Origin of the sequence: Actinoplanes sp. NPDC026619 (assembly GCF_040638295.1) — a bacterium.
Taxonomy (GTDB): domain Bacteria; phylum Actinomycetota; class Actinomycetes; order Mycobacteriales; family Micromonosporaceae; genus Actinoplanes.
In genome coordinates this window covers 121,504-146,539 of record NZ_JBEZYA010000011.1, presented here as the reverse complement: position 1 = coordinate 146,539, position 25,036 = coordinate 121,504, and the positions used below count along the sequence as shown (strand labels likewise).

At 71.4% G+C, this 25,036-nt stretch carries 24 protein-coding genes; 5 read left to right on the top strand and 19 right to left on the bottom strand.

Annotated features, from left to right (window positions below):
• Positions 1-35: 35 nt before the first annotated feature.
• From AB0E90_RS24245 to AB0E90_RS24215, 7 genes are all read right to left on the bottom strand, one after another.
• A complete protein-coding gene (locus AB0E90_RS24245) occupies positions 36-5,414 on the bottom strand; it encodes a hypothetical protein (RefSeq protein WP_360409722.1) in 5,379 nt (1,792 codons plus the stop codon).
• Positions 5,411-6,952, bottom strand: coding sequence for a replication-associated recombination protein A (locus AB0E90_RS24240; RefSeq protein WP_360409719.1), 1,542 nt, complete (start codon positions 6,950-6,952; stop codon positions 5,411-5,413). Before AB0E90_RS24240 ends, AB0E90_RS24245 begins: the two co-directional genes overlap by 4 nt.
• Before the next feature lie 76 nt (positions 6,953-7,028).
• Positions 7,029-7,250: a hypothetical protein gene (locus AB0E90_RS24235; protein ID WP_360409716.1), complete on the bottom strand. Its 222-nt coding sequence runs from the start codon at positions 7,248-7,250 to the stop codon at positions 7,029-7,031.
• A 77-nt stretch (positions 7,251-7,327) separates the two neighbouring features.
• Positions 7,328-7,996: a hypothetical protein gene (locus tag AB0E90_RS24230; protein ID WP_360409713.1), complete on the bottom strand. Its 669-nt coding sequence runs from the start codon at positions 7,994-7,996 to the stop codon at positions 7,328-7,330.
• Positions 7,989-8,786: a sugar nucleotide-binding protein gene (locus AB0E90_RS24225; protein WP_360410156.1), complete on the bottom strand. Its 798-nt coding sequence runs from the start codon at positions 8,784-8,786 to the stop codon at positions 7,989-7,991. The genes AB0E90_RS24230 and AB0E90_RS24225 overlap by 8 nt, the downstream gene beginning before the upstream one ends.
• 2 nt (positions 8,787-8,788) lie before the next feature.
• Positions 8,789-10,591, bottom strand: coding sequence for an aspartate--tRNA ligase (aspS, locus tag AB0E90_RS24220; protein WP_360409710.1), 1,803 nt, complete (start codon positions 10,589-10,591; stop codon positions 8,789-8,791).
• Positions 10,592-10,664: 73 nt separating this feature from the next.
• The gene (locus AB0E90_RS24215) at positions 10,665-11,375 is read right to left on the bottom strand and encodes a hypothetical protein (RefSeq protein ID WP_360409707.1); all 711 of its coding nucleotides are present in this window, start codon (positions 11,373-11,375) and stop codon (positions 10,665-10,667) included.
• 126 nt (positions 11,376-11,501) lie between these two features.
• On the opposite strand from AB0E90_RS24215, the gene AB0E90_RS24210 reads away from it, so the two are divergent.
• Positions 11,502-12,515: an AsnC family transcriptional regulator gene (locus tag AB0E90_RS24210; protein WP_360409704.1), complete on the top strand. Its 1,014-nt coding sequence runs from the start codon at positions 11,502-11,504 to the stop codon at positions 12,513-12,515.
• Here AB0E90_RS24210 and AB0E90_RS24205 read toward each other — a convergent pair.
• Together AB0E90_RS24205 and AB0E90_RS24200 are read right to left on the bottom strand one after the other, a co-directional pair.
• The gene (locus AB0E90_RS24205) at positions 12,509-12,892 is read right to left on the bottom strand and encodes a RidA family protein (protein WP_360409701.1); all 384 of its coding nucleotides are present in this window, start codon (positions 12,890-12,892) and stop codon (positions 12,509-12,511) included. The two genes, AB0E90_RS24210 and AB0E90_RS24205, sit on opposite strands and share 7 nt — an antisense overlap.
• Positions 12,893-12,915: 23 nt before the next feature.
• Positions 12,916-13,113 (bottom strand): DUF397 domain-containing protein, encoded by a 198-nt coding sequence (locus AB0E90_RS24200; protein WP_360409698.1) that lies wholly within the window; start codon positions 13,111-13,113, stop codon positions 12,916-12,918.
• Between the two features lie 254 nt (positions 13,114-13,367).
• Here AB0E90_RS24200 and AB0E90_RS24195 point away from each other — a divergent pair, with 254 nt between their 5' ends.
• Both AB0E90_RS24195 and AB0E90_RS24190 read left to right on the top strand, forming a co-directional pair.
• Complete coding sequence (locus tag AB0E90_RS24195; RefSeq protein WP_360409695.1) at positions 13,368-14,291, top strand: helix-turn-helix transcriptional regulator; 924 nt, start codon at positions 13,368-13,370, stop codon at positions 14,289-14,291.
• Between the two features lie 63 nt (positions 14,292-14,354).
• Positions 14,355-14,534, top strand: coding sequence for a DUF397 domain-containing protein (locus tag AB0E90_RS24190; RefSeq protein WP_360409692.1), 180 nt, complete (start codon positions 14,355-14,357; stop codon positions 14,532-14,534).
• A 67-nt stretch (positions 14,535-14,601) separates the two neighbouring features.
• Here AB0E90_RS24190 and AB0E90_RS24185 read toward each other — a convergent pair whose 3' ends face one another.
• The 9 genes from AB0E90_RS24185 to AB0E90_RS24145 all read right to left on the bottom strand — a co-directional run bounded on the left by AB0E90_RS24185 (position 14,602) and on the right by AB0E90_RS24145 (position 23,090).
• The gene (locus AB0E90_RS24185; protein WP_360409689.1) at positions 14,602-15,027 is read right to left on the bottom strand and encodes a DUF6232 family protein; all 426 of its coding nucleotides are present in this window, start codon (positions 15,025-15,027) and stop codon (positions 14,602-14,604) included.
• A gap of 274 nt (positions 15,028-15,301) precedes the next feature.
• On the bottom strand, positions 15,302-16,888 hold the full coding sequence (locus tag AB0E90_RS24180; protein ID WP_360409686.1) for a sensor domain-containing diguanylate cyclase: 1,587 nt from the start codon (positions 16,886-16,888) through the stop codon (positions 15,302-15,304).
• 42 nt (positions 16,889-16,930) lie between these two features.
• Positions 16,931-17,518: an esterase-like activity of phytase family protein gene (locus AB0E90_RS24175; RefSeq protein ID WP_360409683.1), complete on the bottom strand. Its 588-nt coding sequence runs from the start codon at positions 17,516-17,518 to the stop codon at positions 16,931-16,933.
• Positions 17,519-17,575: 57 nt separating this feature from the next.
• Entirely contained in the window at positions 17,576-19,051 is a 1,476-nt protein-coding gene (locus tag AB0E90_RS24170) for an MFS transporter (RefSeq protein ID WP_360409680.1), read from the bottom strand.
• A 138-nt stretch (positions 19,052-19,189) separates the two neighbouring features.
• Positions 19,190-19,960 carry a 2-phosphosulfolactate phosphatase gene (locus tag AB0E90_RS24165; protein ID WP_360409677.1) on the bottom strand — a complete coding sequence of 257 codons (771 nt, stop codon included), beginning with the start codon at positions 19,958-19,960 and terminating at the stop codon, positions 19,190-19,192.
• A gap of 56 nt (positions 19,961-20,016) precedes the next feature.
• Complete coding sequence (locus AB0E90_RS24160) at positions 20,017-20,535, bottom strand: GNAT family N-acetyltransferase (RefSeq protein ID WP_360409674.1); 519 nt, start codon at positions 20,533-20,535, stop codon at positions 20,017-20,019.
• A 31-nt stretch (positions 20,536-20,566) separates the two neighbouring features.
• Positions 20,567-21,760 (bottom strand): alanine racemase, encoded by a 1,194-nt coding sequence (locus AB0E90_RS24155; protein WP_360409671.1) that lies wholly within the window; start codon positions 21,758-21,760, stop codon positions 20,567-20,569.
• Positions 21,757-22,143, bottom strand: coding sequence for a hemerythrin domain-containing protein (locus tag AB0E90_RS24150; RefSeq protein WP_360409668.1), 387 nt, complete (start codon positions 22,141-22,143; stop codon positions 21,757-21,759). Before AB0E90_RS24150 ends, AB0E90_RS24155 begins: the two co-directional genes overlap by 4 nt.
• A complete protein-coding gene (locus AB0E90_RS24145) occupies positions 22,140-23,090 on the bottom strand; it encodes a zinc-binding alcohol dehydrogenase family protein (RefSeq protein WP_360409665.1) in 951 nt (316 codons plus the stop codon). Before AB0E90_RS24145 ends, AB0E90_RS24150 begins: the two co-directional genes overlap by 4 nt.
• A gap of 59 nt (positions 23,091-23,149) precedes the next feature.
• Here AB0E90_RS24145 and AB0E90_RS24140 point away from each other — a divergent pair, with 59 nt between their 5' ends.
• Both AB0E90_RS24140 and AB0E90_RS24135 read left to right on the top strand, forming a co-directional pair.
• Positions 23,150-23,752, top strand: a complete 603-nt coding sequence (locus tag AB0E90_RS24140) for a TetR/AcrR family transcriptional regulator C-terminal domain-containing protein (protein ID WP_360409662.1) — start codon at positions 23,150-23,152, stop codon at positions 23,750-23,752.
• 73 nt (positions 23,753-23,825) lie between these two features.
• The gene (locus tag AB0E90_RS24135) at positions 23,826-24,395 is read left to right on the top strand and encodes a hypothetical protein (RefSeq protein WP_360409659.1); all 570 of its coding nucleotides are present in this window, start codon (positions 23,826-23,828) and stop codon (positions 24,393-24,395) included.
• Positions 24,396-24,576: 181 nt separating this feature from the next.
• Here AB0E90_RS24135 and AB0E90_RS24130 read toward each other — a convergent pair whose 3' ends face one another.
• Positions 24,577-25,023 carry an NUDIX domain-containing protein gene (locus AB0E90_RS24130; protein WP_360409656.1) on the bottom strand — a complete coding sequence of 149 codons (447 nt, stop codon included), beginning with the start codon at positions 25,021-25,023 and terminating at the stop codon, positions 24,577-24,579.
• Positions 25,024-25,036 lie beyond the last annotated feature (13 nt).

The following is a 25,036-nucleotide window of genomic DNA, read 5'->3' as shown; positions in this document are numbered from 1 at the left end:
CGTGCAGACCCTACCGTCCGTGACCTTCGCCCGCTTCACGACGCCGCGGGTGTCGGCTCCAAGAGCGGGTCGTTGGTCAGCCCCGGGTCCGGCGTCTCCCCGACCAGGCCCGGATTCTCCTTGGGCTCGGTCTTGCCACGGGTGTCGGTGATCGCGTTCTTCACCTTGATGCTGACCGTGGAACCCACACACTTCTTCGTCGGCGCGGTGGTCGCCGGCGCCGACTGAATCGTGTTCGGATCCTCCGCGGCCACCTGGTCGATGATGCAGTCCGGCAGCCGCACCCACAGGTCGAGAGTGAACTCGTCCCGCCGCCAGCAGCTGTAGGTGCCCTGGTCAGCCGCGATCGCTTCCTCCGGGCACCCGCCGACGTTCCACTTCTGCCAGCCGGCCGCCTGCAGCGCCGAGGTGTACGCCGCGGTGGTCTCCTTGAACGACTTGTCGGAGTCGGCTTCGCGCTCCCGGAAACGGCAGTCCAGGAAACACCACCGGCTCCCGCTGCCCTGATCGTCGACCTTCGTCGCCGCCCACGAGGGCACGCTGAGCGAGTCGAGCGAACTGAACACCGGATCCTTGCTCGCCGACCGCAGCCCGAAGATCGCCGGCAGCACGACCAGCACCACAACAGCAAGCGACAACAACGTCACTACCCGCAACCGTCGCTGCGTGCGCATCCGGTTACGAAGCTCATCACTCACCCCACGCAGGCCACCGAGGGTCTCGGAGCTGCCCGCCGGCAGGGCCGGCCGAGTGGCCACGCTGGGCGCGTCGGCGCCTGCTTCACCCCTTGGGGGTACGCCTTGAGCACCCGCACGTGGGTTGGCGGCCGACGGCGCACCCACCTTGACGGCAGCCGACGCCGCACCGGCCGAGGCAGCCCCAACCGAAGCCGCACCCACCGACGCAGTGCCAACCGAGGCCGCGCCCACCGACGCAGTGCCAACCGGCGCCGCACCCACCGAAGCAGTGCCAACCGGGGCCGCGCCTACCGAAGCAGTGCCCACCGGCGCCGCACCGACCGACGCCGCACCGACGGCCGCGGAACCCACTGACGCGGAACCCACTGACGCGCTGCCCACTGACGCGCTGCCCACCGACGCGCTGCCCACCGGGGCCGCACCGACCGAGGCAGCGCCGACCGAGGCTGAGGCCGAAGCCGACCCCACCGAGGCGGCGCCGATCGGCGCGGCGCCGGCCGAGGCCGCGCCCTTCGCCGCGGCGGCGCCCATCGCTCCCGCGCCCATCGCTCCCGCGCCCATCGCGCCCGCACCCATCGCCGCGGAGCCCAGAGCGGCCGGCCCGCTCTTGCGGCCACCACCCGGTCCGCGATCGCCGGTGCCCCGCCCGCCGGCACCGCCGGCGCCACGCTGAGCCCGCCCGGTCTGACCGCCCGGACCGCCCTGAGCCGGCCCCGAGTCCGGCCGCGCCCGCTTACCGGCGCCGGCCTGCCCGGCGAAGCGCTGACTCCGCTCCCCCGTATCCGCCCGCCCAGTCGGTGCGTCTGCTTCCGGCCGCCCGCTCTGCGTGCCAAAACCGGGGCCCGACTCACCTGCCTCCAGCCGCCCGCTCTGCGTGCCGAAGCCAGAGCCTGGCTCGTTCGGCTCCGCCGCGCCGGACTGGGCAGCGAAGCGCGCGCTGCGATCGCCGGGCTCCGGTCGCCCGTGCGCGGGTGAAACCGGCCGGCTCGGCAGAGCCCCGCCCAGATCCGTGCGGCTGTGCTGGCCCTGGCCGCGCGCCGGGGAGATCGGCTGGCTGCCGAAGCGGTCGATCGCGTCCGTGCGGCTGTGCTGACCCGTCCCGGAGGTGGGCGACACCGGACGACCGGCATAACGCTCGTCGTCGTCCGGCCGGCCGTGCTGGGGCGCGAAGCCCTGGCTGTGCTCCGGCGGCCCGGCCGGGCCGCGCTCGCCCGAAGGCGGGAAACCCTGACCCGGGCCACCCGGCACGGGCGGCCGGCCGGGCGACACCGGTCCGGCGGGCGTCATGGCGGCGGCCGCCGCCATCGCTCCGGCGGCGGTGCCCGGACGCGGGCCGGGCCGGGGCCCTCGACCGCCGCGCGGGTTCACGGGGCCGGAAAGATCGCCGGAAGCGCGAGCGCCGCCGCGCGGACCGGAAACATCGCCGGACGGACCGGCCGCCCCACGCGGCATCGGACCGGCGCCGTCACCGGGCGGACCAGCGACACCACGCGGGTTGACCGGACCGGAAGCGTCGCCAGGCGACCCGGCAAGACCACGCGGCATCGAACCAGGCCCATCGCCGGGCTGGCCGGCGACACCACGCGGGATCGGACCGGAAGCATCGCTGGGCGGCCCGGCAAGACCACGTGATAGCGGACCGGAGGCGTCGCCGGGCGAGCCGGCAAGACCACGCGGCATCGGGCCGGACCCGTCGCCCGGCGCGCCGGGCAGGCCGCGCGGCATCGGACCGGTGGATTCGCCCGGCGGGCCGGCCAGGCCACGCGGGACCGGACCGGTGGACTCCCCCGGCGGGCCGGCCAGGCCACGCGGGACCGGACCGGTGGATTCGCCCGGCGGGCCGGCCAGGCCACGCGGGACCGGGCCGGTGGATTCGCCCGGCGGGCCGGCCAGGCCACGCGGGACCGGGCCGGAGGCGCCGCCGGGAGGGCCGGTGACACCGCGCGGGATCGGACCCGAGGCGTCGCCGCGTTGCCGGGCGCCGCCGCGCGGGTTCATCGGACCCGTGACGTCACCGGGCTGTCGCGGGCCACCGCGGCCGTTGATCGGGCCGGTTGCGTCGCCGGGCTGGCGGGCGGCGGTGTTGCCGGCCATGGCGCCGGCGCGGCCGGGAACGGCCGGCGCGCGGGCTCCCTGTCGCCCGGGCACTACCGGCGGCATGACCTTGGCCGCGGCCCGCGCAGTCTGAGCCGGCGCCCCGGGACCGCCCGGACCTGCGCCAGGAACGCCCGGACCGCCGGCGCCCACGCCTGGTCCGCTGCCCGGGGCTGCGGCGCCGGGACCACCGGCTACGCCGGGACCGCCGGGCCGACCGCCGGCCGGGCCGGTGCGGTAGCCGGGAGCGGGCTCGCCGGCGCCACCCTGTGCGGGCACACCTCGGCCACCACGGCCGCGCGAGCCGTTACCTGGCCCGCCACTGCCGGGAAAGTCCGGCTGCCCGTCGCGGCCACGCCGGCCGCTTCCAGGAAAATCCTGCTGCCCGTCCCGGTCCCGGGCGCCACCCGGGAAATCCTGCTGCTCGTCCCGGCCACGCGGGCGGCCGGAGAAGTCCTGCTGCTCATTGCGCCCACGCGGACCGCCGGGGAACTCCTGCTGCCCGTCCGGACCGCGCGGACCACCAGAAAGCTCCAGCTGCCCGTCCCGGCCACGCGGACCGCCGGGGAACTCCTGCTGCCCGTCTCGGACGCGCGGACCGCCGGGAAGCTCCAGCTGCCCGTCCCGGCCACGCGGACCACCGGGGAACTCCTGCTGCCCGTCTCGGACGCGCGGACCGCCGGGAAGCTCCAGCTGCCCGTCCCGGCCACGCGGACCACCAGGGAACTCCGGCCCGTCCCGGCCGCCCGGGTCGTTGGCGGAGAACTCCTGCTGGCCGTGCCGGCCGGTGCCACGGTCGTCGTCCGCGCTGCCGTGCCGTCCGGTGCTCTCGCTCGGGTAACCAGGGGCGCCACCGGGCGGGTTCGCCCCGCCGCCGAAGCGGCCACCTGCGGCCGACGACCCGGGCGTCGACGCGCCCGCCCCACGACCGCCAGAACCCGGAACACCACCAGGCGGGATCGCCCCACCAGCAAAACGGCCACCAGCGGCCGACGAGCCCGGCGTCGACGCGCCCGCACCACGACCCGGAACGCCATCGGGCGGGTTCGAGCCGCCAGCAAAACGACCGCCGGCCGCCGACGAGCCGGGCGTCGATGCGCCCGCGCCGCGACCGCCAGGGCCCGCAGCTCCGCCGAAGCGGCCACCGGCCGCCGGCGATGCGGGAGTCGGAGCACCGGCACCACGGCCGCCAGCATCTGGAACGCCGCCGAAACGGCCGCCAGCCGCCGGTGATGCCGGAGTCGACGCGCCGGCGTCACGGCCGGTAGAAACCGGAGGGCCGCCGAAGCGGCCGCCGGGCGGCGGGCCGGCCGGTGATGCCGGAGTCGGTGCGCCGGGCTGCCCGTCGGTGCGGAACCGGTCGCGCGGGCCGGCCGACGAGACCGGCCGGGAAGCTGGCGACACCGGCCGCGAGGCCGGTGAGACAGGGCGCGGCATCGGCACGTCGGGGGCGTTGCCGGACATCGGCACGACTGCCGCGGGTGCGTCCTCGGCGGCGCCGTGCCGGCCGGGTGTGGAGAAGGCGGCCAGGTCGGCGGGGCGTCCACGGCCCTGCGCAGGCAGCTGCGGCGGCCCGTCGGGGGCGCCGCGGCGCGGTCCGCCGGCGGCCGGCGATCCCGGTGTCGGCCCCATGCCCTGCTCGGGCGCCTGCCGCTGCCGCGGAACCCGGCCCGCTCGGCCGCCGGGCGAACTGACCTGGCCGGGCGTGGGCCGGCCGTCGTCGTCCCAGTCGGCGGCCTGATGCGCACCGCTGCCGGCCTGCCAGGAAGGGGTGGTGGGGTGCGTCCCGCTGGGCGCCTGCCAGGACGGCCCGGTGGCGGGATAAGAGCCGCTGCCGCCCTGCCACGACGGCGCGGAGACAGGCCCGGCCGCCGGTCGGTCGGGCGCGACACGCCCGGAGGCGCCACCCGGATACTGACCGCCCTGCTGGCCGGGGTCGAAATCGGGAGAGCCGGGCTGTGGCCCCGCCGTGCCGCGGCCCGGCTGCTGGCCGGGCACGGGACGGCCGGGCGCAGCACCATGCCGCGATCCGGGCGCGGGAGCGCCAGGTTCACCAGCGGCCTGCGCTCCGCGACCGGGAACACCGGGAGCGCCAGGCGCGCCAAAACCAGGAGCGCCGGGAACGGAAAAGCCAGGAGCGCCGGGAGCAGGCGTGCCAGGCGCGGGACGTGCGCCGGAGGTGTTGCCGGGCAGGCCGGACGCGGGACGCGCGCCGGAAGCGTTGCCGGGCTGCCGGGTGGCCGGGTGGGCGCCGCTCGCGCCCGTCCAGCCGGGTGCGTCGGACGAGGTGGCCGGGTGGGCGCCGCTCGCGCCGGCCCAGCCGGGAGCGCCGCCGCCGAACGGCAGGTCGTCTTCCCCGGGTGCGTCGTCGGGGCCGGGAGCCACCCGGCCGGACTTGCTGGGACGGGTCTCGCCGGCCAGGGTGCCGGGGCCGATCGCCGATCGATCCTGCTTGGCCGACCGCAGGTCGTCGAGCCAGCCGGTCTCCTCCTGCGGGATCACCTCGGGTTCCGTCGGCTCCGCCGGGCGGCCTCGCCCGAACCGGCCGCGGCCCTTGCGGGCGCCGGTCTCGTTGCGCAGGTCGGCCTCGTCGTCGGGCCGTTCGGCACCGCGCGATTTCACGGCTGTTCCTCTCCGGCGGCGGCGCCGCTGTCGATTGCCTGGACCTCGTCCGCCGCCGGTGGCGTTGCCGGCGGTTCGTTGTTCGCCGAAGAGCGTGACGCATCCGCGGCCGGAGCACCACCCGCCGCGCGGTCGGGAGTGGTTGTCGAAGCGCTTGCGGCGGTCTCCGGGCGCGGTGGCGCCGCAAGCCCGCGCACGATCCGGCGCAATCGCGGAACACGCTCGCTTACTGCGCGTTCGGAGCCATGATCGGTCGGGCGGTAATAGTCGGAGCCGACGAGATCGTCCGGTATGTACTGCTGGGTGACCACGCCGCGGGAGTCGTCGTGCGGGTATTTGTAACCGCGACCGTGACCTAGGCCACGTGCGCCCGGATAGTGGGCGTCGCGCAGATGGGACGGAACGGCGCCGCCGCGGCCGGCCCGGACGTCGGCCATGGCCTCGCCGATGGCGGTGGTCACGGTGTTGGACTTGGGCGCGGTGGCCATGTGCACGACGGCCTGGGCGAGGTTGAGCTGGCACTCGGGCAGGCCGATGAGCTGCACGGCCTGGGCGGCGGCGGTGGCCACGAGCAGGGCCTGCGGGTCGGCCATGCCGACGTCCTCGCTCGCGAAGATCACGATGCGGCGGGCGATGAAGCGTGGGTCCTCGCCGGCGACCAGCATGCGGGCCAGCCAGTGCAGCGCCGCGTCGGGGTCGCTGCCGCGCATGCTCTTGATGAAAGCGCTGGTCACGTCGTAGTGCGCGTCGCCGTCGCGGTCGTAGCGCACCGCCGCGACGTCGACCGCCTTCTCCGCGGTCGCGAGGTCGATCTCCGCCACGCCCTGTGCCTCGGCCGACGATGCCGCCGCCTCGAGCGCGGTCAGGGCCTTACGCACGTCGCCTGTCGCCAGGCGTACCAAATGATCTTCTGCGTCGGCAGTGAGAGTGACCTTGCCGCCCAGCCCGCGCGGATCGGCGACCGCGCGGCGCAGCAGGTGCCGCACGTCGTCGTCGCCGAGCGCCTTGAGAGTGAGCAGCACACAGCGGGACAACAACGGCGAGATGACCGAGAAGTACGGATTTTCGGTCGTGGCCGCGAGCAGCGCTACCGTCCGGTCCTCGACCGCGGCGAGCAGCGAATCCTGCTGGGTCTTGGAGAAGCGGTGCACCTCGTCGATGAACAGCACCGTCGGCGGGCCGCCGGCCCGGCGCTCGCGGCGAGCGGTCTCGATGACCGCGCGGACGTCTTTAACCCCGGCGGTCAGTGCGGACAGCGCCACGAACTTGCGGTCGCTGGCGCCGGCGACGAGGTGGGCGATGGTGGTCTTGCCGGTGCCGGGCGGACCCCACAGGATTACCGACATCGGGCTGACACCCATGACGAGCTGCCGCAACGGGCTTCCCGGCGCGAGCAGGTGCTGCTGACCGACCAGTTCGTCGATGCCGGCCGGACGCATCCGGACCGGCAGGGGCGAGTCGTCGGACACCGGGTTGAACGCCGGCGCGGCAACCAAGCCACTCGGCGCGCCCAGGGAAAAGAGCCCGTCCATCTCCATCGGCACCGACAGTACCGGCCCGCCGCGCGATGCCCGAAATGCACCTTGCGGACGGACCGGCCTGCGGATGTGGAGATCAGCCCCGGCCCGGACGGCGGCCGTAGAAGCGGCGGCCGCTGCCGCCACCGGTGCCCGAGCGCGGACCGCTGCCGACGCCGGCGAAGTAGAGGGCCAGCAGGAAGAGGCCGAGCATGAGGAGGGTGTTGAAGTTGAACAGGTCGTGGAAGCCCAGATCAGTGTTCAGGAAGTCGAGAAGGAGCGCGAAACCGAAAACGACGGCCGCAGCAATGGCAAGCATCAAAATCCTCCGGGGGGTGAGAGCCTTCTGGCCTGCAAATACCCACGCCTCGATACTTGTCAAACTCCATCCTGGATCTATCCGAGCGCGTTTACCGCTTTCGCGACGACCAGGGCCGCGGTCACGAGCGCGATGGCCGACTCGGCCGCCATGCCGAACTTGGCGCCGCGGGTCATCGGCAGCGTGTCGGTGGGGCTGAACGCGGTCGAGTTGGTGAACGAGAGATAGAGGTAGTCGGCGAACCACGGCTCCCAGTCCTGGTGGGCCATGTCCGGCGAGGTCATCGGCGCGAACAGGAAGTCCGGGTAGGGGTCGCTGCCGAGCGACCGGGCCACCGAGCCGCCCCGGTCGAGCTCCCAGAACCACACCGCGAAGGTCAGCACGTTCATCACATAGATGCCGCCGCCGGTGGCCAGCAGTTGCCCGGCCGAGCCGGTGTCGTGCCCGCTGACGATGTCGCGGATGAGCATCACGACGGTCCAGACCGTGCCGAGACTGGCCACCGTGATCAGGCCGAGCGAGAGCATCCGCAGTCGCGGGGTGTCGCGCCGCATCCGCACCGGGTTGGCGGCGATCAGCACCACCCCGATCACCGCCTCGATCAGCGGAAACAACCAGCGCGGGCCGGGGGTGAGCCGATCCGGCAGGTACCACTGGAGGGTGCCGAGGACGATCAGCGCCAGAACGACGGGCCAGCGGTGCTCGGCCTTGGTGCGCCGGCGCCAGGCCGGCTTCGCCTCATCCACGCACGCTCTCCGACACCGATCGAAACCGGACCCCGAGCAGCGCGTACGCCGTGGAGCTGTCGAGCTTGACGTCGGATGCCCGCGGTCCCAGGTTCGCGTCGGCGGTGAGCCCGGTGGGCACGCTCGCCGGGTCGAGGCCGTCGCGCCGGGCCACGAGCCGGCCGAGCTCGGCGCGGGAGATCGCTTCCGGCCCGGCGACGTTGAGCACGCCCGCGTAATCGTTTCCGGCCAGCTCGACCAGCGCCGCGGCCAGGTCGTCGACGTGCACCGGGCAGCGGATCTCGTCCTCGAAGAGGAACCCGCCGCGCTTGCCGGCGAGCAGGTCGTGCACGAGCCGGATGTGCTGACTGTCGTCACTGCCGATGATCAACGAGGTACGCACGATCGCGGCGCCGGGATGAATCGCCGCGACGGCCGTCTCCGCCGCCGCTTTCGCCGCGCCGTAACGACTCTTCGGATCAGGAAGATCATTTTCCGTGTACGGCGTGGGCCGGCCCCCGTGCACGACGTCGGACGAGACGTGCACGAGCCGGGCGCCGCCCGCCCCGACGGCCACGTGGGCCGCGCCGTCCGCGGTCACGGCCCAGTCGTCCATCCGCGCCGCGAGGTTGAGCACGGCTTCCGCCCGTACGTCAGCAAGCAGCGCAAGCACCGCCTCGCGGGACCGGACGTCAAGAACCCGGTGGCCGGCGGCCGCCGTCGTGGCCGTGCCCACCACCTCGTGGCCGGCGGCCGTGGCCCGGCGGGCCACCCGGCTTCCCAGGTAGCCGCCGGCGCCGACGACGAGAATTCTCAGTTCGAGTGCTCCACCGGAGCCGCCTGACCGACCGTGCCGGCCGCGCCCGCCGCCGGCTTCGGCTTGGCGTCGATGCCGGCCTCGAGCCGCTGCTGCGCGGTGATCGGGGTCGGCGCGGTGGTCAGCGGGTCGAAGCCGCCGCGGGTCTTCGGGAACGCGATGACCTCGCGGATCGACTCGTTGCCGGAGAGCAGCATGCAGGTGCGGTCCCAGCCGAGGGCGATGCCGGCGTGCGGCGGCGGGCCGTACTTGAACGCCTCGAGCAGGAAGCCGAACTTGTCCTGCGCTTCCTCCGGGGTGATGCCGAGCAGGTCGAAGACCCGGCTCTGCACGTCGGCCCGGTGGATACGGACGCTGCCGCCGCCGATCTCGTTGCCGTTCACGACGATGTCGTACGCGTAGGCGAGGGCCTGGTCGGGCGCCTCCTCGAAGCGGTCGAGCCACTCGTCGTTGGGCGAGGTGAAGGGGTGGTGGACCGCGGTCCAGCCGCCGTCATCCGTCTTCTCGAACATGGGGGCGTCGACGACCCAGCAGAACGCCCAGGCACTTTCGTCGATGAGCTTCGAGCGCTTGGCGATCTCGATGCGGGCCGCGCCGAGCAACTCCTGTGCTTCGCGTCGCTCATTGGCCGCGGCGAAGAAGACCGCGTCACCGGGCTTGGCCCCGACCTGGTCGGCCAGGCCGCTCAGGTGCTCGGCGGACAGGTTCTTGGCGACCGGGCCCTTCGGCTCGCCGGTCTCGGCGTCCAGCACCACGTAGGCCAGGCCACGCGCGCCCCGGGCCTTCGCCCAGTCCTGCCAGCCGTCCAGCTCCTTACGGGTCTGCGCGGCACCGCCCGGCATGACCACCGCGCCGACGTAGCCGCCGTTGTCGATCGCGCCCGCGAAGACCCGGAACTCGGTGCCGCGCAGGTAGTCGGTCAGCTCGACCAGCTCCACGCCGTACCGCAGATCGGGTTTGTCGGAACCGTAGCGGTTCATCGCGTCGGTCCAGGTGATCCGCGGGATCGGGAGCTGCACCTGGTAGTCGGCCAGCTCGCTCCACAGCTTGCTGACGATCTCCTCGCCGAGCTCGATGATGTCGTCCTGCGTCACGAACGACATCTCGATGTCGAGCTGGGTGAACTCGGGCTGCCGGTCGGCGCGGAAGTCCTCGTCGCGGTAGCAGCGGGCGATCTGGTAGTACCGCTCCATGCCGGCCACCATCAGCAGCTGCTTGAACAGCTGCGGCGACTGGGGCAGGGCGTACCACGTGCCGGGCTGCAGGCGGACCGGGACCAGGAAGTCGCGGGCGCCCTCCGGGGTCGACCGGGTCAGCGTCGGGGTCTCGATCTCGTTGAAGTCGCGGGCGTGCAGCACCTCGCGGGCGATCTGGTTGGCGCGGCTGCGCAGGCGCAGCGCCGCGGCCGGGCCGGAGCGGCGCAGGTCGAGGTACCGGTATTTCAGGCGCAGGTCGTCGGCGGCGGTGGTCGCGTCGTCGACCGGCAGCGGCAGCGGCGCGGCCTCGGACAGCACGGTCAGCTCGCTGGCGACCACCTCGACGGCGCCGGTGGCCAGGTCGGGGTTCTCGTTGCCGCCGGGCCGGGCGCTGACCTCGCCCACGACCTTCACGCAGTACTCGTTGCGGAGGGCGTGCGCGTCCTCCTCGCGGAAGACCACCTGCACGACGCCGGACGCGTCACGAAGATCGACGAAGATGACCCCGCCATGGTCGCGCCGGCGGGCCACCCACCCGGCGAGCGTCACCGTCGTGCCGGCGTCGCTCGCGCGCAGGCTGCCGGCGTTATGGGTACGGATCACGGGAACTCGTCTCCTCAAAGCTATACACGGGGCGCCCCCGACATTCTGTCAGGAGCGCCCCGCGCGACCGTCGTCAGCCCGCGACTTTCCATGAGGTGGCCCGCATGCCGGCGGTGCCGGTCCGCCCCACGTCGGTCACCTCCACCAGGGCCATCGCGGGTGGTTCGGCGGCGGTCAGCACACACAGCACGGCGCCCTTGCGCACCTCGACGCTGCCACCCGGCCCGATCGGGCTGTTGCGGATGACCCGCTGGCAGCCGGCCGCGTCCAGGTCGAGATCCTTGACCTCGGCCCCGGCGGCCGCGCCCGGCCCGAGCGTCAGGCGGGGCGTCTCGGTGCCGCACCGGCTGTCGTAGCGCAGGTCGCTGACCCGTTCGTCGGCGTTGGCCCGGGGCTCGTCGAGGTCGAGGAAGAGGACCGCCGAGCAGCCGACCTGCACCCGCAACGGCTCCTGGGCGTAGGTGACCGCGAAGCCGGTGCCCGCCTCGTGGTGCGCCTCGCTCACCGGCGCCTTCGCCAGCGCGACCATCCGGGCCACCTTCATCGCCTGCCACGCCGCGAGCGCGGCGATCGACGAGGTGATCAGCGCGAACACCGCGATCAGCATGCCGAGCCAGGCGAGCCGGTTGCCGCGCTGCTGGGCGCGGTCGCGGATCCGCTCGGTCGGGCCGTCCAAAACTGCCGGCTCGTCCCGCTCCGGCTCACGCTGCCGGTTGATCGGGTAGGGCCCCGCATTCGTGCCGGCGGGCTTGTTGACGTTGTTCGCGGCGCGGAACAGGGACATGCGGCGGCTCCCGGTTTTTTGGTGCTTTTAGTCCGGTTCCAGGGACACTAGAGGTGTAGATCGTTCGATCCCATCCCCCGCCACGGGGACTCACCGCCCCGGGGGATGCCGCCGTAGAATTCCTCCGTGGCGACCGGATCCAGCACCCTTGACGCTCTCGACCGACGGATCCTCCACACCCTGGAGATCTCCCCGCGCGCGCCGTTCGCCCGGATCGCCGCCGTGCTCGACGTGTCCGAGCAGACGGTCGCCCGCCGATTTCAGCGGATGCGCGCCGCCCGGTTCGTCCGCATCGCCGCCCGCCCGGAGGCCATCTACCGCACCGGCGCCAGCTACTGGACGCTGCGCATCGGCTGCCGCCCCGGGACCGCCATGACCCTGGCCACCGCCCTCGCCCAGCGTGGAGACACGTCGTGGGTCAGCATCGGCGGCGGTGGCGCCGAGGTCACCTGCCAGGCCGAGGTCGACGACCCGCAGTCCGGCCTCCTGCATCACCTGCCGCGGGCGTCCAGCGTGCTGGCCTTCAGCGCCCACCAGATGCTGCACCGCTTCGCCGGTCGCGGCGAGGCCGACTGGGTGGCCCCCGACCACGACCTGTCCGCCGAGCAGCGCGAGTTCCTGCTGGAGGGCACGCCCGCACCGGCGCCGAACCCCACCGGGGTGGGGCGGTTCGAGGCCACCGACCGCCCGCTGCTCGACGCGCTGAGCCGCGACGGCCGGGCAAGCTGGGCCGCCGTCGCGGCCGCCACCGGCTGGAGCCAGCGGCAGGCGGCGCACCGGGTGAACGAGCTGGCCGCGGCGGGCGCGATCTACTTCCACGTCGACGTGGCCACCATGCCGGTCGGGATGCACGCGGTCGCCAACCTGTGGTTCACCGTGGCGCCGGCGCACCTGGCCTCCACCGGCGCCCGCCTCGCCGACCACCCGCAGCTGGCCTTCGTCGGCGCCGTCACCGGCAGCGCCAACCTGATGGCATCCGCGCTGGCCACGGACGCCGAGGCGCTCTACCAATACATCACCACGAAGGTCGCCGAGATCGACAGCATCCAGCGGGTCGAGATCGTCCCGCAGATGGTCCGCCTGAAGCACTCGCACTCGCTGGTGGAGAACGGCCTGATCCGCGAGCCACCGGCTCAGTGACGCCGCGCGTACACCTCGATCTCGATCTTCATCCGCGGATCCGCCAGCCCGCACACCATCATCGTGGCCGCCGGCCGGCTGGCGCCGAAGGCCCGGCGCAGGGTGGGCCAGCAGGGCTCGAAGTCGTCCCGCTCGGGAAGCAGATAGCGCACGCGCAGAACATCGGCGAGGGTGCAGCCGGCCTCCCCCAGAGCCGCCTCGATGTTGCGGACACACTGCTCGACCTGCTCCACCACATCATCGGAGATGGTCATGCTCCGGTAGTCGAACCCGGTGGTCCCGGAGACATGCACGTCATCCCCGTCAACGACGGCCCGCGCATACCCGATCTGCTCCTCGAAGGCCGACCCACTGAAGATCACGCGCCGCTCCGCCATGAGCGCTGACGCTAGTTCATCGGTCAGGCGAGATCGCCGCGAGCCACATTGCTCAGGAATCCGGCCCATTGACCGGTCGTCATACGCAGCACCGCCTCGGGCCGCCGACTGCTGCGAAGCAGAACGTCACCTTCGGCATCGAACATGACCTCTACACAAGTCTCGGACGCGCATCGCGCACTGCGTCGCCAGGCAGGCCCCGAACGGGAAACTTCGCTCATCTTCGCCTCCATGCCGATAGATAACTCACGGTACCCAGAGCGCAACTTCGTGTCATTGAACAGCGAATCGTGCGGTAAGGGACGTAACCACCGTGGAATCCAACCGTTAGCCGGGCCGAACTCAGAAGGCGCAAGGAGGGCAGGTCGGCCATGACAGACCAATGGCTGACTGCTACGTTGCAGTCAGCAACGTAGCTGTTGCAGCGCGCTGCTCTAGATCAGCTTATCCGCGATCCCTCGACGGACGTGAGGACATGACAGGTTCGCTCGGCGGCGATACGCCCGCCGTTGCGAGGCAGCGAGTCCGGCTCTGGCTACGGCGTGCGCGCCGGGACACCACGACGCTGACGCAGACCGACGTCGCCAAGCGCCTCGGCTGGTCACTGTCGAAAGTCCAGCGCATCGAGATCGGCGAGGTGGCGATCTCCGAGACCGACCTCCGGGCCGTCCTGGAACTGTACGGGGTGACCGGCGACGACGTGGTGACCGCCATGGTGAAGGACGCCCGGCTGGCCCGCCGCGAACGCTGGACCACCAATCCGGAGCACCGGAAGCTTCTTTCCGCCGGGCTCCGGCGACTTCTCCAGTTCGAGGTCGCGGCGTCGGAGATCCGCGTCTATCAGCCACTTCTCCTGCCGGGCATTCTCCAGAGCCCGGCGACCGCGGAATACATCATCAACGAGTTCCTCGGCCATTTGACCGACGACGAGCGCAAAGTCCACCTCGACGTCCGCATGCGCCGACGGAAAGACGTCCTCGACCGTCCGGACGGCCCGAAGTACTATGCCGTACTTGACGAGAGCGTCATTCTCCGGAATGTCGGCGGCCCACGCATCACCGCCGAGCAACTCGAAGACCTCGCCGACGTTGCCACCCGGCCGAACATATTTGTTCGGGTTGTTCCTCTCGACGAGGGCAAGGGTGCCATCATCGGATCGTTGGGAAGCTTCGTGCTGATGATTCTCAGCGACGACGACGCCGAAGACACCGTGCTCTACAGAGAGCGCTTCATCACGGACGGCATCGAGCACGATCCGGAACTGATTCGCCCTTACCGGGACGGGTTTGAAGATCTTTGGAAGCTATCGCTCCCAGAGGATGCCACGCTGCGGCTCATTCGCTTACGAGCGGCAGCGCTCCGGGTAGAACTGGATCGCCTACCGGCGACTGGCGAGTAACTCCACCTACCGCATCATTGAAGAAGGGCTCGCAGAACGTTGCCGGAAAATAATGACGACACAATGACGTGGCGCCGCAGTTCATTCTGTGCCGATGGAACCTGCCTCGAGATCGCCGCCGACGACGCCCGCATTCACGTGCGCGACTCGAAAGATGTCGGCCTTCCGATCCTCAGCTTCGATCAGGCCGACTGGATGCGGTTCGTCAGCGAAGTCCGGAACGGACGTTTCGAGAATTCTTGAAACGTGGGTTCCGACGCATGACGGCAGGCGTGGGACTTATCGAACAATAATAATTCCCACGCCGGCTTCACCGATCGCCGCCGTTCCGCTCGAGAGCACGTTGCAGACCCCGACGGACTTGATCGAACTCGGTCTGATCCGCCGACTCGAACAACGTGACCGGCTGCCCGCGATAGATGGCAACCAGCTCCCAGCGCACCGATAATCGCCGGCCCGCGCTCAGCACGGACCCCACCAGCAGCACCCCGGCCACCAGGCCGGTCAGGATCTCCGACACCGGGCCGACGATCGGCACGACAAGAAACGCTGCCACCAGGGCGGTGAACCCGAAGAGCCGATTACCCAGGTCGAAGCCGGGTCCGAATCTCACGATGTGCACGTCTGTCAGATCTTCGATCGCGTACCGCATCCGCCCGATGTAGATCGTCTCGAAGACCTGCTGTGTGATCAATGCCCGTCGGCCCCGATAGAACACCAGCATGGTTGCCCCCATCCCCTTCTCCGGAGTATGTGGGCAGTCCAACCTTGATCGGTAGGGTCTATCTGCTATGTAGCACGTAGCAGATGTCGCACAATTCCGAAGAACGGGCGAATTCGCTCGGCGAACACTCAAGATTCGATGGCGGCCGACCGCTCTAACAACTCGTCGGCCGGAGTCAAAATCTTTCCGATCAAGGTGCGAGCTGCATATTCACCGGTATTCACGGCGCAGTTGGGTAAAGACTGCTATACGGCAACCTGACACGTAGCAGTTAGCGACACAGCCGTCAGCTCGGATCGGCACCGGCCATCAGGTAGCGGTTCTTTCCCGCGGCCTTGGCGGCGTACATGGCGGCGTCCGCGTCGCGGATCAAGTCGTCGGCGGTGGCGCCGGGGTGGTGCACGGCAATGCCGACGCTGGCGGAGACCACGGCGGGGACGCCGGTTATGTCGATCGGCTGGCGGATGTCGGCTATGACGCGTTCGGCGGCGATCTGGGCGTCGTCGATGCCGGTCAGGGATTCCAGGACGGCGGCGAACTCGTCGCCGCCGAAGCGGGCGACCGTGTCGCCGAGCCGCAGGCCGGCGACCAGGCGTTCGGCGACGGCGGTCAGCACGAGGTCGCCGGCCTGGTGGCCGCGGTCGTCGTTGACCTGTTTGAAGCCGTCCAGGTCGATGAAGAGCACGGCGACGGTGGCCTCGCCGCGGGTGTGGGTGTCGATGGCGTGGGCCAGCCGCTCGTAGAACAGCTTGCGGTTCGCGAGGCCGGTGAGCGGGTCGTGAAAAGCGAGGTGGTGCAGCTGCGCCTCGACCTCCTCGCGCCGCTGGATGTCCCGGCGCAGCGCGGCGGTGGCCTGCTCGACCCGCTGGAACGCGCGGTTGCGGCTGCCGGCCAGCACGCCGGTGACGATCGCGAGCATGGCGGTCAGCGCCAGCCCGGCGACGCCGGTGAGCTCGCTCAGCCCCCGGTCGGTGGTGCTGAGCAGGCCCTTGGTCGGCCACATGGTGACGTCCCAGCGGCGCTGCCCGACGATGACGCCGCGCTCGCGGGTCAGGTCGGCGTCGGTGACCCGCTGGCCGGGGGTCGCCGCGGCGATCACCTTGCCGCCCCCGGACGGGTCGGCCAGGCTGACCTGCACGGCGCCCTGGCCGCGGTCGAGCAGGGTCTGCGAGAGGAAATCCTGACCGCGTACGCCCATCACGAGCCAGCCGATGAACTTGTCATGCGCGGCGCGCACCGGCACGGCCATGGCGACCGAGTTCTGCCGCAGGCGTGGGGCGATGTTCCGGTCCCGGATCAGTTGATAGGTCGGACCGATCGCGAGCTGCTCGCTCTGCCGGGCCAGGTTCATGGCCGTCATGACCGGCTCGCTCGGCGCGAGATCGATGCCGAGCACGGTGCTGCCGCCGTCGAAGACCCGGTCGAGCACCACGTAGAAGTGATTGCCGAACTGGGGTGACGCGACCAGCGACAGGGCCGTGGAGCCGTGGGCGCGCCAGTGCCCTTGCAACTCGGCGGTCTGGGTGCTGGTGGCGGGAACCACGAAGGTGACGCCGCTGGCGCCGGGCAGCCGGGCCGGCCCCAGCCCCATGCCGGCCCGGGTGAAGTCCTCGCTGCGCAGGTCGCTCTGGGCGCCGAGGGCCGCGGACAGGTCGGTGAGCGCCTCGCCGTAACGGGTGACCCGGTCGCTGATCGCCGCCGTCACCTCGTCGGCGTAGCGGTCCATCAGCTCGGAGGCGTTACGGCTCTCGTTGCGGCGCTCCGCGTCGTAGACGATCGCCGAGACCAGCGATCCGGCGAACACCACCCCGATGACCAGGGCCAGTCCGCTCCAGCGCCGACCCGGCCGCCGCGTCCGGTCGCCGATCTTCACATCTTTCTGATCGGCGACCGGGCGGAGGCTCTGAGCGGGGGCTCAGGTCAATGAGTGGGGCAGCTCGATGGTGATCCACTCGTTGTCGTCGACCGCGACGGCGTCGCCGATCGCGTTGGCGGGGCTCTCCAGCTGATAGATGAACCGCTTGCCGGTGTACTTCTGGGTGCGCGGATCGAACTCGTTGAGTCGCAGCTGACCGGCCACGTCGCCGTTGACCGTGCCCTCGAGCAGGCCGTAAAGATGCCGGCCGTCCGGTGACGCGGCCAGGCCCTCGAAGCCCTTGCTGCTGTTCGTGGTGGCGGGCACGCCGGTGCGGGCCGCCGTCTCCGGAGCGACCACCCCGGCCAGCGGGATCGGCGCGGCCAGGAGCTGGCCGGCGCGGTCGAAGTGCAGCAGGTACGGCCCGAACTCGTCACCGATCCAGTAGGTGCTCGCGGCGGCGCGCACGATGGACTCGACGTCGGCGCCGGTCAGCACCCGGTCGGCGCGGGTCAGGGGCCAGCTGACGAGACCGGACGGGTCGCTCAGCGTGATGCGGCCGACCACGTCGACCGCGCTGGTGGCGAACGCCGGCGCCAGCCGCTGGATGCGCAGCAGGAAGTCGGCATGGCGGCTGAGAGTAGGCACGGCACGTGAACCGGACGTGGCAACAGCCCGGGTCCGCAATGGACCCGGGCTGTCGTTTCAGTTGGCGGCCAGAGCCGGCTCTTTCGGCTCATCCGGGACGGCGGCCGGCCGTACCAGAAGGAAGACCGCGAGCGCGCCCAGCAGGCCCGCCGCTCCCCCGATGTAGAAGCCGGCGTCGAGGCCGGCGGCCGCGGCGGCGCGGATGACGTGCTCTCCGAAGGAGCCGGCCAGCCGGGCGGCCTGGCCCGCGGCCACCGCGTGGGCGGCGTCGGTGCTGCCCAGCTCGTCGGCGGCGCGGGCGGCGAACACCGTGCCCAGGATGGCGATGCCGATCGCGTAACCGAGCTGCCGGGCCGTCGTCAGGGAGCCGGCCGCCATGCCGCCGCGGCGGTGCGGGACCGCGCCCATCGCCGACGACGCGAGGGCCGGCATCACCAGGCCGACGCCGAGGCCGACGACCGCGTAACCGGCCATCAGCGCCGGCCAGCTCGAGTCGGCGTCGAGGAGGAAGCCGCTGAGCAGGCTGCCCAGGCCGATCAGCAGCATGCCGCCGCCGATGATCAGGCGCGGGGAGCGGCCGTGCAGGCGGGCGCCGGCGAAACCGGAGGCCAGCACCGAGCCGATCGAGACCGGCAGGCCGGTGAGGCCGGCCTGCAGCGGGGACAGGCCGATCACCGACTGCAGCCAGATCGACGTGTAGGTGAAGGCGGCGAACGCGGCGAAGTTGACCAGCAGGCCGGCGGTGAGGATGCCGCTGAACGAACGGTTGCGCAGCAGGGCCAGGTCGAACATCGGGTTGTCGCCGTAGTGCTCGATCAGGGCGAACCCGGCCAGCGCCACCGCGGAGACGATCAGCAGACCCCAGGTCTTCGGCGACGACCAGCCCTCGTCATTGGCGCGGATCACGGCGTACGTCAGTGTGCCGGCGGCGATGGTGAATGTGACCGTGCCCCACAGGTCGAAGCCGCCGGGGCGGCGTTCGCCGTCGGGGCGCAGCGCGGTGAAGCACATGACCACCGCGGCCACGCAGATCGGCAGGTTCACCAGGAAGATCCAGCGCCAGCTGAACCCTTCGGTGAGCAGGCCGCCCAGGATCGGGCCGATGGCGGAGGCGGCGCCCGAGACGCCACCCCAGACGCCGTACGCGACACCGCGGTCGCGGCCCTGGTAGGAGCTGTTGAGCAGGGCGAACGTGGTGGTGAACATGGCGGCCGCGCCGATGCCCTGAATGACCCGGGCGGTCACCAGCAGGGTCGAGTCGGCGGCGAGGCCGCAGGCCAGGGACGCGGCGGCGAACAGGATCAGGCCGCCGACGTAGAAGCGGCGATGTCCGTACATGTCGCTGAGCGCGCCCGCGCCGAGCAGCAGCACGCCGAGCGAGAGGGCGTAACCGTCGATCACCCATTGGAGGGTGCTGAACGACGTGCTCAGGTCGGTCGCCATCGGGGGCAGGGCCACGTTCACGATGGTCACGTCGACGAGCAGCATGAAGGTGCCGAGGCACACGGTCACCAGTGGCCACCATTTACGCATGGGGGTTGTCCTTTCTAGGTCGCCCCCAAACGATCGTCTCGGACCGCCCGAATCACCCAGCCAGCGGCCTTGATTGCACAAATTCCTCCAGAGGCTCGTTTTCAACGGCAAGATCCGCTGCCCGAGCCGCAAGCCGCATCAAGAACCGCCATTGACGAACCAGCCGTCGGTCAGCACCGGCACCACGCTGCTCACACCCACCGCCGACGCCACCGCGACATCACCGGCAAAACCATAAGCGCGCAGCTCACGGCCACTGACCGACTCACGCAGGGCGTCGCTCAGGCTTTCCGAGACGCCGCGGTACGCCCACAAAGCCGTCCCCGCCTCGGGCGAGAAATCGGCCAGCAGGTCGCCCTCGGCCAGCCCGTCGAGAAAAGCGCCGGCGCCCCACAGATCCTCCACCGCCGGCCGCAGCGAACCGTCCGGCCAGCGCTCCCCCGACGCCACCACCCCGATCGGGCGGTCGCCGGCGCGTTCGCGCACCCACTTGGCGGCCGCGGCGGCGTTACGCAGCGACACCCCGATCACGGTCGCACCGGTGTCGGCGAGCCGGACCGAGATGGCCGAGCCGTTCGGCGACGGCAGCACCAGCCGGTCGATCCCGTCGGCGCGCAGGTCGGCGTTGAGGATGCTTTCCGGCGACAGGGTGATCTGGCCGGGGCCGGCCTGATTGCGCAGCACCGCCAGCATCGCGCCGTGCCGGCGGGCCACGTCGACGGCCGAGTCGTCGCGCCAGCGGTAGGGCAGGACGCTCAGCCCCTGCTCGACCGCGACGGTCAGGGTCGTGGTGAAGGACAGCACGTCGACCACCGCCACGAACGCGGCGCCGGGCGCCACCACATCGGCGCCGACCGGGCCCCAGTCGAAGCGGACGCGGTAACCGCCCTGGCCCTCCGCGAGGCTCACCGAACGCCACTCAAGGGATCGATCGTCACGGATGCAGTTTGCCAGCTCACTCTCCGTCAGCCCGGACCACCCACCGCCTTGAGGTCGAAACGCCAGTCGTGGCAGCGAATCGGATTCCCCTTCGGATATTCGTGAGCCACCTCGCCGAGGAGCTCGAACCCCGCCTTGCGGCACACCCCGTTGGAGGCCGCGTTGTCGGTGCGGGGAAACGCGTGCGCCCAGCGGTGCCGGCCGTCGGCGGCGGCCAGCCCGATCGCGGCGATCGTCGAGCTCACCGCGAGGCCCCGGCCCTGGAAGCCGGACAACACCTTCCAGCCCAGCTCATAGACCATCCGGCCGGACCACTCGGTCTCCCAGTAGCCGACCGAGCCGACCGGGTCGGGCTCGTCGTCGATCATGATGAGGAACATGCCGCCCGTGCCGGCCCGGAGGTGGTCGAGGATGCGCTTATGACGCGCCATGATCGACTCTTCGGACTCGACCCCGCCCAGGTAGGCATGCATCTCGGGGGTGTTGGCCCGGCGCTCCAGGGCCGGCCCGCGCTCGTCCCACGGCTCCAGCCAGAAGTTCGACATGGGTCCATGCTCTCGCGCGGGTGCGACATTCTCAGAGGTACGTCTGGAGCACGTCCACCACCCGATGGTCATCGTCGACCACCGGGATGTGCCGCCACTTGTCGAACGCCGTGCATGGATGCGAGATGCCGAAGCGGATCAGGTCGCCGGGCTGCAATCCGTCGGCGGCCAGGTAGGTGTGGTGATCGTTCAACTTGGTCACCGCGATCGGCCCGGTGTCGGTTTTCGCACCGTCGCGACGCACCTCCCACGCCACCGGCAGGCCCTCGTCGAACGGGGCGTCGCGCTTGCCCATGCCGGCGATCGCCAGGCCCTTCTCCGGGACTGACAGCACCTGCGCCCAGATCTCCAGCGCCGCCGTCAGTGGTCCCTCGTCGGGAACGCGACGGAACGGCGTACGTTCGGCGTAGAAACCGTCGTCGTGGGTGACCGACGCGCCGCTTCGCAGGATCAGGCGCAGGTCGCGCGGCAGCGCGGCGAGCCGGGCGACCACCCGGTCGAACCAGGCGCTCCCGCCCGCCGACACCCGTGCGCCCGGCGGCATCAGACCGGCGGCCCGCAGCCGGGAAACCCCGGCCACGAGCTGGTCCAGGAAGGCGTCCACCTCGGGCTCGGTGGGCAATTGACCCTCGTACGCCGTGACGCCGGCGAACTCCAGGCTCTCGGCTTCGGTGATCGCGCGCGCGACCTCCTCGAGCTCGTCGAGGGTGCGCACCCCGGTGCGGCCGCCGGGATGGCCCAGCTCGGCGAAGACCCGGATGCGGCCGGCGCGTGCAGCGGCTTCCACGCCCGCGAGTGAGTCGGCCTGGATGTAGATCTCCGCGCTCTCCTCGGCGAGCCAGCGCAGCGCCGTGGCGTCGAGGACCTCGTTGGCGATCTGGATCCGCTGCACGCCCAGCCGGCGCAGCACCAGGGCCTGACTCGGGGTCGCCACCGTCATGCCCCACGCGCCCGCCGCGAACTGGGCGGCGAGCAGGCCGGGCGCCATCGTGGTCTTGGCGTGCGGGGCGAAATCGAGGTCGTGGCGGGCACAATAGGCCGCCATCGTGGCGATGTTGGCCTCGGCCGCCGACTGGCGCAGCGTCAGCACCGGCCAGGTGAAGCCGCCGCCGAACAGGCTCGGTTTCTCGCGGGCGTAATCGCTCGCCGACCGCTCCCCCGCCGGCAGGAAGAACCCCTTGCTACGCCAGTCGACCCGCGGTTCCGGGACCTCCATCGCCGTCATCCCCCGATCTCGTTCAGCACCGTGACCAGGCGTTTCTCCTCGCCGCGGAAATGTGTCTCCATCACCGCGGCGAGGGCGCTCAACGCCTCGGGGTCATCCTGCCGCACCCCCCTGACAAGACCGCTGATGATCGCGTGGTCCTGACGCAGCTGAGCAAGGAAACCGCGAAGTTCCGGGTGCCGCGCGGCGAGCAGCGGGAAGACGTTGGCGTCCTCGTCGGTGTGGTGCTCGGTCAGCGCGTCGCAGAAGGCGATGCAGTGCGTGGCGAGCTCGTCGCCCGGGTAGATGCCGTCGCGGAGATCTTCGAGCAGGTCGCGCAGACGAGCATGGGTCAAAATCAGCTGGGTTCCGTACGCCGTGAGGCGCTCATATTCGTCATTCACTGTCCCCGCATCGTAACGACGAGGCGGCGGCCGTGGAGATCCGTCCGGGTCCAGGCCGTCTCGATGTCGCGCAGCGGCACCCGCTCCAGATCGAAGGTCAGCTCGCCGCTCAGCGTCCACTGCACGACCTGCCCGTACGCCTGCGCCATGCCCCCGCCGTCCAGGCCCCGCGCCGCGCCGTAGATCTCCACGCCCGACGTGCGCAGCGCCGACGCGGGCAGGCTGAGCTCGGCGCCGGCCGACTCGCCGATCTGCACGAGCCGGGTCGGCCGCGGAAAGGCGAACCCGGCCGGGATCAGGCTGCGGAGCAGGAGCTCGGTGGGGCGGCCCCAGAGGTAGTCGACGACCACGTCGTACTTCTCCGCGGCGTACGCCTCAATCAGCTCCTCGTCCTTGATCTTGGTGTTGATGACCGCGTCGGCGCCGAGCTCGCGCAGGCGTTCGTCGTCGCGGCCGGTCGCGATGACGCGCCCGGCGCCGAGCAGACGCGCGACCTGGATCGCCAGCCCGCCGGCGACGCCCGTTGCGCCCTGGATGAGAACGGTCTCGCCGGGCTGCAGGCCGGCCGCGGCCCTCATCGACATGGCGCTGATCGCGCTGGCCAGGACGGTGCCGACGGCCGGGTCGATGCCCTCCGGGATCGGGCCGTAGTTGCCGGCCGGGACGACGGTGCGCTCGGCGAGCGCACCGAACGGCGGGCGGGGATTGCCGAAGCCGACGACCTGGCCGTCGGGCAGCCGCCCGATGCCGTCGAAGCAGGGGATGGCCGGCAGCATCGGCATCATCGCCTGGCTGGCGTAGTGCTCGCCTCTCGCGACGACGCGGTCGACGGTCTCCACCGCGACCGCGAGCACCTCGATCAGCACCTCGCCCGCGCCCGGCACCGGGTCGGGAAACTCCTGGTAGCGGGGGATGCCGTCACGCTCGTGCAGTACCGCAGCCTTCATCGTGGTCGCCCTCTCTCTAACAGTGTTAGGGGACTCTAACACTGATAGAGTGACCGGTCATGGCCCTGGACCGGAAGCGCATCGTCGACGAGGCAGTGGCGCTGCTCGATGCCGACGGCCTGGAAAACGTCACGCTGCGCAAACTCGCCGCGCGGCTGGGCGTGCAGGCCCCGACGCTGTACTGGCATCTGCCGAACAAGGCGGCCCTGATCACCGCGATCGCCGAGGCGATTCTGACGCCGCTGCCGGCCGTCCCCCTCCTCCCGGGAGAGCGCTGGCAGGACTGGCTGATCGGCCTCGCCGTGCGGCTGCGGGCGGCGATGCTGGCGCACCCCGACGGCGCGCGGGTCGTCTCGATGGCCCACCTGTCGCGCAACATGTCCGCCCTCTCCGAGCTCGGCATGAGGACCCTGGTCGAGCAGGGTGTGCCGCTGCACCGGGCGCGGTTGACGGTGCTGACGGTCGAGGGCTTCACGATCGGTCACGTGCTGGAGGAGCAGGCCCCCCGGCCGGACGAGGAGACGCTGAAGGGTTTCGACATGGCGGCCTTCGCCCAGGACCATCCGACGGTGATCGCGGGCATCACGGAGTACTTCCAGCCCGGCCGCACCCCCGACGACCTGTTCCGCGAGTGCGCCACTCTGATCGTCGAAGGACCCTAAGAGCTCATAGGACCGAAAATCCGCCGCCGTCGCTAGCGTCGAATCATCGATACCCAGCGATACCGGAGGAAACGTGCGAAATAACGTCAAGCGGGCTCTGGCGGTGGCGGCCGTGCTTCTGGCCGGAGCGGTGTCCTCGCTGGTGGCGGCGTCACCAGCAATGGCCGACGGCGTCACGGTGGCACACAAGTGCGGCAACCCGTCGCGCGTTTACAAGACCGTGCGAGCCGCGATCTGCGCCGACCTCATCAAACTGAGCAACGGCTCCTCCGGACGTTGGTACATCGACGCGGAGACGGAGGCGTTCTGCCAGTCGAACCTCTCCCCTTACACCATCAAGAATTGCCGGGGAGTCGTCACCGGCGCCGACCTCTACCGGCGTAAGCCCGGCGCCTCCGCGTGGCAGCTCATCTGGCACGGCGAAAACTACGGGTGCGGCTCACTCATGGACCCGGCAGACTACGGGCCGTGTGCCGCCGAACGGGTTACGGCGTACTCGGGCGACGGCGACATCAACGACTGCTGGGAATTCATGGGCCACGCCCGCGCGTCGATCCAGCTGCCGGGCGACGACGTGGTCATCAGCGGCATCCTGATGGACAGCCAGGTCTGGGCCACCGGCGTGGCCGGCTGCAACACCTGACCCACAGCAACCGCCGGGCCGGTCCACACCGGCCCGGCCAGCTGGTTTGCTCGTATCTCGCCAGGCCGGCGCTGAGATCAAGCATCGAGTCGACGATCTCGAGCCGGGCGCTCCGGAGCGCCGGGCGGCCCGGATCCGGGGCCAGCGCGCCGTCATAGCGGGTCAACCCCCAGCGAGATTCTCACCGAGGGAAGCCGTTGAGGGCGAACGGGACGCCGGCCCGGAACGCTTCGATGCAGGCTGCGGTGTAGGGGACCGTGTCCGGTGGCAGGCCGGTCAGCGGGAACCAGTTGATGGCCGCGCACTTGTGCGGCTCGGCGTTTGCCGGGGTGCCGTGGCCGGCCGGGTCGTGCGGGGCAGCGAAGACCAGGCCGATCCGGGTCGAGCCGCTCGGGTTCCGCTGGTGGACCGTGCTGGCCAGGCGCAACTCGGACGGGTGCAGGCGCAGCCCGATCTCCTCGCGGGCCTCGCGGATCATGCCGGTCAAGGCGTCCTCGCCGGGTTCCAGCTTGCCGGAGGGCAGGTTCCACTGGCCGTCGGCGTAGCCGGTGTTCGCACGCAGCGCCATCAGGACCTGGTCGCCCCGGGTCAGCAGCAGGTGCAGGTCGACCGGATGCAGGGGAGTCACGACGACCGAGGGT

Excerpts from the sequence above, each read along its gene's own strand:
- AB0E90_RS24240 (WP_360409719.1), bottom strand. The coding sequence starts at position 6,952 with ATGGAGATGGACGGGCTCTTTTCCCTGGGCGCGCCGAGTGGCTTGGTT.
- AB0E90_RS24235 (WP_360409716.1), bottom strand. The coding sequence starts at position 7,250 with ATGCTTGCCATTGCTGCGGCCGTCGTTTTCGGTTTCGCGCTCCTTCTC.
- AB0E90_RS24215 (WP_360409707.1), bottom strand. The coding sequence starts at position 11,375 with ATGTCCCTGTTCCGCGCCGCGAACAACGTCAACAAGCCCGCCGGCACG.
- AB0E90_RS24205 (WP_360409701.1), bottom strand. The coding sequence starts at position 12,892 with ATGGCGGAGCGGCGCGTGATCTTCAGTGGGTCGGCCTTCGAGGAGCAG.
- AB0E90_RS24200 (WP_360409698.1), bottom strand. The coding sequence starts at position 13,113 with ATGAGCGAAGTTTCCCGTTCGGGGCCTGCCTGGCGACGCAGTGCGCGA.
- AB0E90_RS24195 (WP_360409695.1), top strand. The coding sequence starts at position 13,368 with ATGACAGGTTCGCTCGGCGGCGATACGCCCGCCGTTGCGAGGCAGCGA.
- AB0E90_RS24190 (WP_360409692.1), top strand. The coding sequence starts at position 14,355 with ATGACGTGGCGCCGCAGTTCATTCTGTGCCGATGGAACCTGCCTCGAG.
- AB0E90_RS24185 (WP_360409689.1), bottom strand. The coding sequence starts at position 15,027 with ATGGGGGCAACCATGCTGGTGTTCTATCGGGGCCGACGGGCATTGATC.
- AB0E90_RS24170 (WP_360409680.1), bottom strand. The coding sequence starts at position 19,051 with ATGCGTAAATGGTGGCCACTGGTGACCGTGTGCCTCGGCACCTTCATG.
- AB0E90_RS24160 (WP_360409674.1), bottom strand. The coding sequence starts at position 20,535 with ATGTCGAACTTCTGGCTGGAGCCGTGGGACGAGCGCGGGCCGGCCCTG.
- AB0E90_RS24155 (WP_360409671.1), bottom strand. The coding sequence starts at position 21,760 with ATGACGGCGATGGAGGTCCCGGAACCGCGGGTCGACTGGCGTAGCAAG.
- AB0E90_RS24145 (WP_360409665.1), bottom strand. The coding sequence starts at position 23,090 with ATGAAGGCTGCGGTACTGCACGAGCGTGACGGCATCCCCCGCTACCAG.
- AB0E90_RS24140 (WP_360409662.1), top strand. The coding sequence starts at position 23,150 with ATGGCCCTGGACCGGAAGCGCATCGTCGACGAGGCAGTGGCGCTGCTC.